Below are 11,591 nucleotides of genomic sequence, written 5' to 3' on the forward strand. Positions count from 1 at the left end.
GATCGCAGCGAGGGTGAAGGTGACCGAGCTGGACTTATCGATCATTTGAGGCGAATAGTTACCCTATCGAACGAAAAGGAATAGAAAATCCGGCCTGTCAGCTTTTTCCGCAGTAGATCCGTCTCGGACAGCACTCCTGGTGCATTCCTGGATCTTTTGAAAGCTAACAACTGATCGTTTTATAAAATCAAATGCAATAGGCTCATTAGTGTCTGGGTAAGTAAGTGTTACGTTTTTCTCAGGAGGGTAAAAAAAAACCGAAACGTCAAGAGCTCGGTAAAAATGTTGATTTATCCAAAACTATGGCATTTCTGCTTTCATCCCAATGTAGGTGCAAACGACAACCAGGAGGAGACAGATACAGCCTATGTGCAACTTACTTCATCGTTGTGTTGTACTGTCTACCGCCTTTTTTATTGTTCTCCGAGCCTTTCCCTATTGCCTGCCTATTTGATCCAATCAGGAAATTTCTACAACACTACATTTATGACTATTTTTATAGATTGAAAAAAGCTAGTCTTCTTTGTTTAATGCATTACATTTATCAATAAATGCTTGTCGATCAGCCTCACTAGTAAAAGCTGTCAGTGATTTCTCCATTCCTATCCCAGCGCAATTTACTGAATTAGCTTCAGGCACGCCATCACACCCCATCAGAGCGATACTAAGACCAATAATACCAATGATTTTACATTTAAAACTCATTTAGAACTCCCTCTATAATTAATGGATAGATTCATAACAATACAATAGTCTGATATATTCAAGCTATTCAATAGCCTGATTTTAGTTCACCATTCGAACCCAGCTACTTAATTCTACCCTAATCTTCAAAGTTTGAGATTTTAGTATAGCTTTTTTCGAAGGGTAAGCCGCATAATCGGTATAAGTTTTAGCGATGGATTGCTGGAATCGATGTGGCAAGGAAAGGAAACTGATTCACACTCAAACGCAGTTGGAAAACCTCGCAATATGTAATGATATTTTGCACCTACTTCCAATATGCTCCTTACAAGTACGCTGAGATCATTTACTGATCAAAGATTAGACGGTAAAGCTGGACAGTCTCTAATCAACAAAGCTTAAAAGCAACCAATCCAATCTCAAGCAAGCTTATCTCTTAGTGGCAATGATGTAGTTAAATCGCGCAAATTGGCATTAAGACTTGAGGTAATGGCCTATTAGCCAAGCCAAACTCAGGCCATTCGAGCGGCAAATCAAATAGCTTCACAGCGCTCAAATGGACAAAGCGTAGGTGCATAATGCGAGTCGCTGTCAGTAAAAGGTGATGGTGTCAGATTAATGGCCATAAACATGTGCCATCGTTTATCTGAACAGATTTAGACTGTACTGTTTCTCAACTCGCTGCGGACTTTTAAACTGGGTGATGAGGGAAGGGTGCAGCCAAATTATCTGATTACACTATCCTGATAACGCGGTTACTCTTTTTTCTGGATAAATTCAATTTTATAACCATCAGGATCCTCGACAAAAGCAATCACAGTAGCCCCGTGCTTCATAGGCCCTGCCTCGCGTGTTACACGACCCCCTAGTTTTTTAACATTTTCACAAGCTTTATAGGCATCATCCACTTCAATTGCAATGTGGCCAAAAGCCGTGCCTAGATCATATTTATCCACACCCCAGTTATATGTTAGCTCCAAAACAGCGCCCTCTGATTCACTTTGATAGCCGACAAAAACCAATGTGAATTTGCCATCAGGATATTCTTTTTGTCTCAGTACCTTCATGCCAAGGATTTTGGTATAAAAATCTATGGATTTCTCGAGATTGCCGACTCGCAGCATGGTGTGAAGTATTCTCATAATACTTTTATCATTTCAAAATCTTCTTTACGGGCGCCACATTCCGGGCAAGTCCAGTTTATTGGAACATCCGCCCAGCGTGTTCCCGGTGGAATACCTTCTTGTGGCGAGCCTTCAGCCTCGTCATAAATATAGCCGCAGATCAAGCACATGTATCGGTGATAAATCTGATTTTCATCAGTAGACATGATAGATAGAAATACCCTTTTAAGTTAAAATTATATTTTACGGTATTATTGCATGTCTCAACCACCCCCAAAAGTATTAACATTTGCTGCAAGTGACCCTAGTGGCGGTGCAGGAATACAAGCCGACATTCTGACTTTGGCCAGTATGGGTTGCCATCCGCTTACAGTTATTACCGCCATTACAGTCCAGGATACAGTCGGTGTTGAAAACATCTTGCCTCTGGATGCAGAATGGGTCACCGATCAAGCACGTATTGTGCTTGAGGACATGCCTGTTGATGCATTCAAGATTGGGTTGCTTGGGAGCGTTGAAATCATTGTCGCCATTGCAGAAGTGATAGCGGATTACCCCGGTATTCCAGTCGTACTTGATCCTATCCTCACTTCAGGCCGTGGAGATGTGCTTACGAATGAGCAGATGATCAGAGCATTGTGTGATTTATTGATCCCCCAGACAACGATTATTACGCCCAATAGCTTAGAAGCTCGACGCTTAGCGCTTGACCATGAAGACGAGTTAGAAACAATCGAATTAAAACAGAGCGCGGATCGCTTGCTGGATTTGGGGTGTGAGTATGCATTGATCACAGGTACGCATGAAAATACAGCAAAAGTCATTAATACGCTTTATGACTCCAAAGGGGCCGTCCGCTCTGATGAATGGCAGCGACTACCTGGCTCCTATCATGGATCGGGTTGTACGTTATCGTCGGCGATAGCGGCATCGCTTGCTCATGGGTTGCCGATAGCAGAAAGTGTTTACGAGGCGCAAGATTATACTTGGCATGCACTCAAATCCGGTTTTCGTCCTGGCATGGGACAGTACCTGCCAGATCGTTTTTTCTGGGCTAGCGACGAAAATGAGTCGGAAGAAAAAACCTAACTGTTCAAATGATACGCCACGATTTAAAAGGTTTATACGCGATAACGCCAGATATAGCTGACACGCACCAACTATACGAGATGACGCAGCAAGCATTGCGTGCAGGCGTAAGATACGTCCAGTATCGAAATAAGTTAGCAGACGATCGTTTGCGTCTGACTCAAGCAGAAGCACTCACCGCGCTTTGTAGGGACTACGGTGCGCGCATGATCATTAATGACCACTGCGATCTTGCGATCATGGTCAATGCTGATGGGGTGCATCTTGGAAAGGATGACATGATGGTTTCTGAAGCTAGAGATTATCTGGGTAAAAACAAAATTATCGGGGTTTCCTGCTATAACCAATTGAAATTGGCGATAGGAGCAGAAAAGCAGGGCGCAGATTATGTCGCTTTTGGTGCTTTTTTTCCATCATTGACTAAAACGGATACTGTAAAGGCATCTACACGACTACTTTCTGAGGCAAAGAATTACTTAAATATACCAATTGTCGCAATCGGCGGGATTACATTGGAAAATGCGGCGAAGCTAGTAAACTATGGATGCGATGCGCTGGCCGTTTGCCACGCGCTGTTCAATACGCAATGTATTCGGTCGACTGCAGCCAGTTTTAACCAATTATTTACAGATATTGAAACGATTTCATCTTCATAATAACGAGAAAGTAAATGACTTCACGTAATCAGCAATTATATGAGCTCTCCCAGAGAGTTATTCCTGGTGGGGTTAATTCACCCGTACGCGCCTTTAAGTCTGTGGGCGGGACACCCATTTTTTTTCAACGAGGGCAGGGGCCTTATTTTTGGGATGTAGATGGAAAAGCCTATATCGATTATGTCGGGTCATGGGGCCCGCTTATTTTGGGGCATGCGCATCCTGAAGTGATCAAATCGGTCCGCGAGGCAGCACAAAATGGCTTATCTTTTGGTGCACCTACTGAGGCTGAACTGATCATTGCAGAATTGGTTTGCAGCTTGTTGCCTTCTATAGAACAAGTTCGATTAGTCAGCTCGGGTACTGAAGCTGGGATGAGTGCAATTCGTCTGGCCCGCGGCTATACGAACAGAAGCCGGATCATCAAATTCGAGGGTTGTTACCATGGGCATGATGATGCCTTATTGGTCAAAGCAGGGTCGGGCGCGCTGACTTTTGGCCATCCCAGTTCGGCAGGGGTGCCATCTGAAACAGCAGCACATACTATCGTGTTAAGCTATAACGATATTCCGAGTGTTGAGAAAGCCTTTAATGATTTTGGCAATGAGATTGCGGCAGTAATCGTAGAACCAGTAGCTGGCAATATGAATTTGGTTAAAGCGAGTCCTGATTTTTTAACGACACTTAGAAAATTGTGTACGCAATATGGCAGCGTATTGATCTTTGATGAAGTTATGACAGGTTTTCGTGTAGGCTTAGAATGCGCCCAGGGGCTATACCAAATTAAACCCGACCTCACGATATTGGGTAAAGTGATTGGTGGTGGGATGCCTATGGCAGCTTTTGGCGGCAGACGGGATATTATGCAGTGCCTAGCCCCATTAGGGGCGGTCTATCAAGCAGGTACACTATCAGGAAATCCGGTGGCAGTAGCTGCTGGTCTTGCTACCTTAAATGAAGTGCAGAAACCCGGGTTTTATGAAGCACTGGCGGCCAAAACTGAGCAATTGGTGCAGGGATTAACTGAGATAGCCAAACAGCATGGCATCGCTTTCAGTGCGCAAGCAGTAGGAGGGATGTTCGGTTTGTATTTTAGAGAAACAGCGCCGGAAAGTTTTGCCGATGTAATGGCATGCGATAAGGAAGCGTTCAATCGTTTCTTTCACGCAATGCTGCAAGAGGGCGTTTATTTTGCTCCTTCTGCATTTGAGGCAGGTTTTGTTTCATCTTCTCATACCGAGGAGGAAATCAATAAGACACTCAGTGCGGCAGGGCGTATTTTTGCTACCTGGAAGTAAAATTCACTCCCGGCGATCCGCCGGAAGTGAAGACATTAAATTGACTGTTTTTACAAAAAAATGATGGGTGACTATTGACAGGTAAGATAGATTTTAGTTGGTGGCCAATGTTGAAATATATTCAGCCACTGCTTTCTTTTCTTGAACGCTCATGCGTAACACGATCATTTGCATAGCGTTATTCATGTCGTTTGTCCGGCTGCCTTGGCGGAATGCTTCTAATTGTGAAATAGTATAGGCGGTATGTTGGCCTGCTAACTTAGGGTAATGAGGCGGTATACCAGCACCATTGGGAGAATGGCAGCTGGAACAGGCAGGTACGTTATTTTCTAAATTTCCGCTATTGTAGACGCGCTTGCCTAGCTCCAGTAATGACTCATCATCACTGGTTGCGGGCGCTGGATTTGTTTTTTGCTTTGCATAGTACGCACCGAGGTTTTTCATATCTTCCACTGAGAGTGCTGCAACCATGGAAGCCATCACAGGATTATCACGTTTGGCGCGGGCATCACCTTCTACCTTAAAATCCATCAATTGCTTGGTGATATACTCAGCATGCTGACCTGCCAACGATGGGTTGATTGGAATAATGCTGTTGCCATCAGCACTATGGCAACCAGCGCATACGCCTGTGGCAATTTCTTTACCTTTCTCAGGATCACCTTGAAAACCGGGTGTTTGAGCAAAAATTTGATTGGAAAAGATAAGCGCAAAAATGATTGCAGTATTTTTAATGATTCTCATAATTTGAAGAAGTGAAGGTTTTTTAAGGTTTTTTAGAATAAGGAAAAGCACCGATTTAAGGGTTGCATTTTAACAAGGTTTATGAATAACAGTAAACGACCATTGTTAATAATCCATCAAAATAAAGGTAATAACAGAGCGACGCTCAGAAAAAAAATCAAATTATTAGCTACGATGACGATGCGATGCGCACGCGCAGCCGTAGCTTGCGTGAGATAGGAGTAACGTTATGGCTGTTTACCTCTAGCGACGGCAAGAATCACTTCTTTGATATGCGATACCCTATTTTTTAAATGAATCATTAACAAGACAAGGACAAAATGAAATTACAATGTAAACCCCAGCAAGTTGAATTTAGAGTAAGTAGAATATAGATCAAGAAGAAGTGAAAGAGACGATTTTCGAGTATGTGAATAAATCGATCTGATTGCAAGGCGGAATGATCTGTAATTGAGTTTTTTAAGCATCAAGCGTAATACAAGATGCAGTTAATAAGATTTTTTAATGGGTAATCGTATTATTGAGTGAATAAATTATTGTGGCTGTTAAAATAAAAACTCCTGAAGAAATTGAAAAAATGCGGATTGCTGGAAGACTGGCATCTGAAGTGCTTGATCATATAGCACCTTATGTGGCGCCAGGTATAACGACGGGCGAACTTGACAAGATTTGCCATAACTATATGGTAGATATTCAAAAAACAATCCCAGCTCCCCTCAATTATGCACCACCCGGATACAATCCTTTTCCAAAATCGATCTGTACTTCGGTGAACCATCAAGTGTGTCATGGCATACCAGGGGAAAAGAAGCTCAAGGAAGGGGACATTGTCAATATTGATGTGACGGTTATCTATGATGGTTATCACGGGGATACCAGCCGGATGTATTATGCGGGTAAACCATCGATACAAGCCAAGCGATTATGCGAAGTCACTTACGAATCCATGTGGCGTGGAATAGAAGAAATTAGACCAGGCAAGCACCTAGGTGATATTGGTCATGCTATTCAACGCATGGCTGAGAAGGCTGGTTATAGCGTGGTGAGAGAATTCTGCGGACATGGTATCGGGGCAAAATTTCATGAGGAACCGCAAGTTCTTCATTATGGTCGGCCTGGAACTGGTTTAGAACTCAAAGCGGGTATGATTTTTACGGTAGAGCCGATGATCAACGCGGGTAAAGCGGCGATACGGACACTGCCCGATGGTTGGACGGTAATTACTAAAGATCATAGTCTATCGGCTCAATGGGAACATACTGTGCTCGTGACTGATGAAGGCTATGAGATATTAACTGTTTCTGCGGGATCTCCACCCCAACCGGTGTCCTATCGTTTTGCTTCTTGAATTCATCTACTAACAACGGTAAGTTTTTAATGTAATGGAATCACTCTAGAATTCAATTTCATCATGCCACGTCATCACAACCGCGCAAATCATCAAATTCGCCCCGTTAGAATTACGCGTCGCTATACCAAATATGCTGACGGCGCTGTGCTCATCGAGTGCGGCGATACCAAGGTTGTATGCACCGCAAGCGTTTCCGAGAAAGTACCCCCATTTCTAAAAGGGTTGGGTCAGGGCTGGTTAACGGCAGAATATGGAATGCTGCCATGTTCAACCGGTGAGCGTATGCAACGCGAGGCGACCAAAGGCAAGCAATCCGGGCGAACCATGGAGATTCAACGTCTGATTGGAAGAGCGCTACGCTCAATCGTAAATTTAGAAGAATTGGGCGAGCGCACCATCCAGATAGACTGCGATGTGATACAAGCTGATGGTGGCACCCGAACCGCAAGCATTACAGGTGCCTTTGTCGCCCTATACGACGCTGTTGACAGTCTACTGTCGCAGAAAATAATCAAGCATAATCCGATACGGGATCATGTTGCAGCGATTTCGGTAGGTATTCACCAGGGGTTACCCTTGGTCGATCTCGATTACACAGAAGATTCATCTTGTGATACCGATATGAATGTTGTCATGACGGGCAATCTTGGTCTGGTTGAAGTACAGGGGACGGCAGAAGGTGTGGCATTTAGCCGAGAAGAACTGGAAATCATGCTGGATTTGGCGCAACAAGGTATTCAAGATTTGGTCGCCATACAAAAGGCCGCACTCGCGGCAGGTTAAGGAATTCATGCGAAAGCTCGTTATAGCCAGCAATAATGCTGGAAAACTAAAAGAGATACAGAAAATACTCTTGCCATTTGATATCGAGGCTGTTTCTCAAGCAAATCTAGGTGTCACTGAAACGGATGAGCCATTTGAAACTTTTGTTGAGAATGCGCTTGCCAAAGCACGCCACGCAAGCCGATCTACAAAATTACCTTCGTTAGCGGATGATTCCGGTATATGTGTGAGTGCGCTGGGTGGTGCGCCAGGCGTCCATTCTGCGCGTTATGCCGGTGAGCCCAAATCGGACGAACGCAACAATCAAAAACTGACCCAACTATTAAAAGCCCATGTTGACCGGCGTGCTTACTACTATTGCGCAATCGTACTGATAAGGCATGCTGATGACCCCCAACCAATTATTGTGGATGGAAGCTGGCATGGTGAGATCGTACAAACGCCACGCGGGGAAGGGGGGTTTGGTTACGATCCGTATTTTTTCTTGTCCGATCTAAATATGACGGCAGCGGAGCTACCTATGGAACAAAAAAATGCAATCAGCCATCGTGGAAAGGCACTCCGCAAATTAGGGGAATTGCTTACTCAATATACGCTCTGACGCTTGATAAACATATAGTCTGTTAATCATGGCCGCCACTATCAATGTCTCATCTATACTCCGTAATCAATCACCTAAACTCAGCTCTCTTCCACCTCTGAGTCTTTATATACACATCCCCTGGTGTGTCAAGAAATGCCCGTATTGCGATTTCAATTCACATGAAATCGGCAACAATGTGGCCAACCTGCCTGAACAAGACTATGTATCTGCGCTGATTCGTGATTTGGAAATGGCGTTACCACAAATCTGGGGAAGGCCTATCAGCAGCATATTCTTTGGGGGAGGTACGCCAAGCTTATTAAGTGCGCAAGCGGTCGATACGATACTCACTCAAGTGCGCATGCTGCTCCCAATAGAGCTTTACGCTGAGGTTACCCTCGAAGCCAATCCCGGGACATTCGAAGCACAAAAATTCTCAGATTTTCGTACAGCGGGTATTAATCGCTTATCTGTGGGGATACAGAGTTTCAATAGCAAGCACCTGCATGCATTGGGGCGTATCCATGATGATAAGGAAGCCCATCGCGCCCTCGACATAGCGCTGAAATATTTTGATAATGTGAATCTTGACATAATGTATGCATTACCCGATCAAGGTTTGGAGGAAGCGCGGCAGGATATTGAAATCGCGAGCGTATCCGGCGTGCATCATGTTTCCGCTTACCATCTTACACTGGAACCCAATACTTACTTTCATCGTTTTCCGCCCAAACTCCCGGATGATGATTTATCAGCAGAGATGCAGTTGATAGTCGAGCAAACCCTTTCAAGACGAGGTTTTGAACACTATGAAATATCTGCATTCGCCAGACCAAGCCATCGGTCGCACCATAACCTAAATTATTGGCAATTTGGTGATTACTTGGGGATTGGCGCAGGTGCTCACAGCAAGATCAGCTTTCAGGATCGTATCATAAGGCAAATGCGCTATAAGCAGCCCAAACAATATATTACGAAAACCTTGAACGAGAATGATTCCGTACAATCGCAACACGAGATTCTGGCTAAAGATCGCGCTTTTGAATTCATGATGAATGCATTGAGACTGATGGAAGGATTTCATCCTGATACTTTTCAAGCCACGACAGGTTTATCGATTACAGTTGTTCAGCAAGAACTTCATCGAGCTGAACAGTGTGGGTTGCTCTGTTGGGATCATCATTGCATCAAACCAACCGTAAAAGGTAAGCAATTTTTAAATGAACTACTGCAGATTTTTCTTATTTAAAAAACGTTTATTGAGCGGAGAGAAATTTGAGAGCTTTTTTTGCGCAAAGAAACGCAAGCTAAAATCCTCAGAAAAAACTTCAGGCTATCGTTAAATCTTGCTTATCACCTGAGGCATCACGTTTAATGTATGCTGTAATCGTTTCTGGTTGCAGAAGTTTTCATGTAGCCCTTTATGTAGTTCCTTTCGCTTCGGAACAATTTTTTTGCAATAGGCCTACACGAATGTATTAAATGAAAAGGCATTTAGTCGCATTCTGACTAAATGCATAAATTTATTGGTGGCCAAGGGCGGAATCGAACCACCGACACAAGGATTTTCAGTCCTCTGCTCTACCAACTGAGCTACTTGGCCTATAATTTACGATTTAACTATAGCGATTGGTTTGATATTGTTTTTATCTTCAGTGAAGAAACAACTTTTAAAGTACATATCATATCAGAATTGGCGCGCCCGGCAGGATTCGAACCCACGACCCCTTGGTTCGTAGCCAAGTACTCTATCCAACTGAGCTACGGGCGCAAATTTATCTTCTTTTCTTTTTAAGAAGGGCTCAACATTATATCAAAGCGGGCCATCATAAAAAATGAAAGATAATTTCTACTTTACCTTCCCTAATAATGGATATATTTTTCTTCACATACAGTATTCTGAGCGAGCGGGGCATGATGTTACATTTACCATTTTTTGTCAAGAATAAGTATTGCTTTGAACAGAAAACAAATAGATTTGTCTCGTACTCTTTAGGAAGGTTGCATTGATGGTTGACCAGTAGAATCTAAAACGCTAACATATGCAGCTCATTGAAAATGATCCCTGATAGCTCAGTCGGTAGAGCGACGGACTGTTAATCCGCAGGTCCCAGGTTCGAGCCCTGGTCGGGGAGCCAAACATATGCACCTTGTTGTTCTTTAACGGGTATTCTGATAGTATCTGCCGATTGATGCTTGCACCGACCGACGCACTTATATCACAAGCGCTGCGCCCAAACTTATAAATTTCTTTAATGGCGCCAAATTAGCGGTCAACCCCCCCAAAGCATTTCCCATAGCTTGACGTAGGTTACTGGGCTTCTAACGGACACAGAGTAGTATTCTGTATTCTTTCTAACTGTACATTTTTATGGCACGATTACGGTTAGGTGTATTCAAAGGTTAGATATCTTGAACATAGGGGGATGACTTTCATGAAACTGATAATAGCCGTGATAGTGACCGGATCGTTGATATTATCCTCAAGTACCCAAGCCTATGCATTCGCTGCATGCCATGTAGCGGAAGCGATGGGGTATGCAGGAAAAGCGCAGGTATACGGAGAATTGGAACATGCTAAAGAAGCGCTCCAATACGCAAAAGAAAGCTTAGTGCATGCTAAAGAAGCAAGAAATGAGTATGGCAAAGATAATAAGCATATGGATCAAACTATCAAATACTTAGAAGAAGCTATCAAACATGCCTCAATGAATAACCCAAAAATTGCAGCTAAATATGCTGAAAATGCACTGAGACATATGCGTGACTCTTGTCGTTAAGATCTGATGTCACGGTTGACGAGTTCGTTATTAATCGAGGTGGGTGTAAGATTGATAGTTTTGCTGTTGCCTCTGAATATTACTTTGGGGCAACGAACTCGTATTCTAAACACCTGAATTCTTCAAAGCGCTTTTAAGTACTCAATTAGCAACCAACCTCTCCCATCATTCCCTGTTTCCCTCAATCGGAAGCGCGCAATTCTATTATTTCCTATTTATATACAATATGATTCAAATTTTTGTGCTAGTTTTTTGGGTAGGATGTCTTAATATAAGCTCCATAGAAGTATCAAAACAAAAGTTGGATAAGCTAATCCCTAGTTTTATTAGGGATATATAAGAAATTATCTAGCTTAAATCTTTTAATGCATCAAACTTGATTCGAATGTTTTATCAACACCAACTGGTTTTGGTCTAGTGGCAGCAGGGGAAACTGTCAACCTGAAAGAACGTATCGTTAGTAAGGTTATTTGCTTTGATACCTTTTTCAATTTTTTAC

At 43.2% G+C, this 11,591-nt stretch carries 12 protein-coding genes and 3 tRNA genes; 9 read left to right on the forward strand and 6 right to left on the reverse strand.

Annotated elements, in window-relative coordinates; translation table 11 throughout:
* Nucleotides 1-513 precede the first annotated feature (513 nt).
* The 3 genes from trbK to C8R30_RS13275 all read right to left on the reverse strand — a co-directional run bounded on the left by trbK (nt 514) and on the right by C8R30_RS13275 (nt 2,014).
* On the reverse strand, nt 514-705 hold the full coding sequence (gene trbK / locus C8R30_RS13265; RefSeq protein WP_090671151.1) for an entry exclusion lipoprotein TrbK: 192 nt from the start codon (nt 703-705) through the stop codon (nt 514-516).
* A 734-nt stretch (nt 706-1,439) separates the two neighbouring features.
* Nucleotides 1,440-1,826 (reverse strand): lactoylglutathione lyase, encoded by a 387-nt coding sequence (gloA, locus tag C8R30_RS13270; protein WP_090671148.1) that lies wholly within the window; start codon nt 1,824-1,826, stop codon nt 1,440-1,442.
* Entirely contained in the window at nt 1,823-2,014 is a 192-nt protein-coding gene (locus C8R30_RS13275; protein ID WP_090671144.1) for a rubredoxin, read from the reverse strand. Before C8R30_RS13275 ends, gloA begins: the two co-directional genes overlap by 4 nt.
* A gap of 52 nt (nt 2,015-2,066) precedes the next feature.
* Between C8R30_RS13275 and thiD the strand changes: the two genes are divergently transcribed.
* From thiD to hemL, 3 genes are read left to right on the forward strand one after another with little or no spacing between them, the layout of a single operon-like run.
* Nucleotides 2,067-2,897: a bifunctional hydroxymethylpyrimidine kinase/phosphomethylpyrimidine kinase gene (gene thiD / locus C8R30_RS13280; RefSeq protein WP_090671142.1), complete on the forward strand. Its 831-nt coding sequence runs from the start codon at nt 2,067-2,069 to the stop codon at nt 2,895-2,897.
* Between the two features lie 8 nt (nt 2,898-2,905).
* A complete protein-coding gene (thiE, locus tag C8R30_RS13285) occupies nt 2,906-3,553 on the forward strand; it encodes a thiamine phosphate synthase (protein ID WP_107790334.1) in 648 nt (215 codons plus the stop codon).
* A gap of 14 nt (nt 3,554-3,567) precedes the next feature.
* Nucleotides 3,568-4,851: a glutamate-1-semialdehyde 2,1-aminomutase gene (hemL, locus tag C8R30_RS13290; protein ID WP_107790335.1), complete on the forward strand. Its 1,284-nt coding sequence runs from the start codon at nt 3,568-3,570 to the stop codon at nt 4,849-4,851.
* A gap of 93 nt (nt 4,852-4,944) precedes the next feature.
* Here the strand turns inward: hemL and C8R30_RS13295 are convergent, their stop codons facing one another.
* On the reverse strand, nt 4,945-5,595 hold the full coding sequence (locus C8R30_RS13295; RefSeq protein WP_107790336.1) for a c-type cytochrome: 651 nt from the start codon (nt 5,593-5,595) through the stop codon (nt 4,945-4,947).
* 538 nt (nt 5,596-6,133) lie between these two features.
* Here C8R30_RS13295 and map point away from each other — a divergent pair.
* The 4 genes from map to hemW all read left to right on the forward strand — a co-directional run bounded on the left by map (nt 6,134) and on the right by hemW (nt 9,561).
* Nucleotides 6,134-6,943 carry a type I methionyl aminopeptidase gene (gene map / locus C8R30_RS13300; protein ID WP_107783688.1) on the forward strand — a complete coding sequence of 270 codons (810 nt, stop codon included), beginning with the start codon at nt 6,134-6,136 and terminating at the stop codon, nt 6,941-6,943.
* A 63-nt stretch (nt 6,944-7,006) separates the two neighbouring features.
* On the forward strand, nt 7,007-7,729 hold the full coding sequence (rph, locus tag C8R30_RS13305; protein ID WP_090671128.1) for a ribonuclease PH: 723 nt from the start codon (nt 7,007-7,009) through the stop codon (nt 7,727-7,729).
* Between the two features lie 7 nt (nt 7,730-7,736).
* Nucleotides 7,737-8,330, forward strand: a complete 594-nt coding sequence (gene rdgB / locus C8R30_RS13310; RefSeq protein WP_107790337.1) for an RdgB/HAM1 family non-canonical purine NTP pyrophosphatase — start codon at nt 7,737-7,739, stop codon at nt 8,328-8,330.
* A gap of 28 nt (nt 8,331-8,358) precedes the next feature.
* Nucleotides 8,359-9,561 carry a radical SAM family heme chaperone HemW gene (gene hemW / locus C8R30_RS13315; RefSeq protein WP_090671121.1) on the forward strand — a complete coding sequence of 401 codons (1,203 nt, stop codon included), beginning with the start codon at nt 8,359-8,361 and terminating at the stop codon, nt 9,559-9,561.
* A 278-nt stretch (nt 9,562-9,839) separates the two neighbouring features.
* Here the strand turns inward: hemW and C8R30_RS13320 are convergent.
* Nucleotides 9,840-9,915, reverse strand: a tRNA-Phe gene (locus C8R30_RS13320).
* 91 nt (nt 9,916-10,006) lie between these two features.
* A tRNA-Arg gene (locus tag C8R30_RS13325) sits at nt 10,007-10,083 on the reverse strand.
* Nucleotides 10,084-10,374: 291 nt separating this feature from the next.
* On the opposite strand from C8R30_RS13325, the gene C8R30_RS13330 reads away from it, so the two are divergent.
* Together C8R30_RS13330 and smbP are read left to right on the forward strand one after the other, a co-directional pair.
* Nucleotides 10,375-10,450: transfer RNA gene (locus C8R30_RS13330), tRNA-Asn, on the forward strand.
* A 297-nt stretch (nt 10,451-10,747) separates the two neighbouring features.
* Nucleotides 10,748-11,092: a small metal-binding protein SmbP gene (gene smbP / locus C8R30_RS13335; RefSeq protein ID WP_090671118.1), complete on the forward strand. Its 345-nt coding sequence runs from the start codon at nt 10,748-10,750 to the stop codon at nt 11,090-11,092.
* Nucleotides 11,093-11,591: the final 499 nt, after the last annotated feature.

Source organism: Nitrosomonas nitrosa (genome assembly GCF_003051105.1).
Taxonomy (GTDB): Bacteria; Pseudomonadota; Gammaproteobacteria; order Burkholderiales; family Nitrosomonadaceae; genus Nitrosomonas; species Nitrosomonas nitrosa.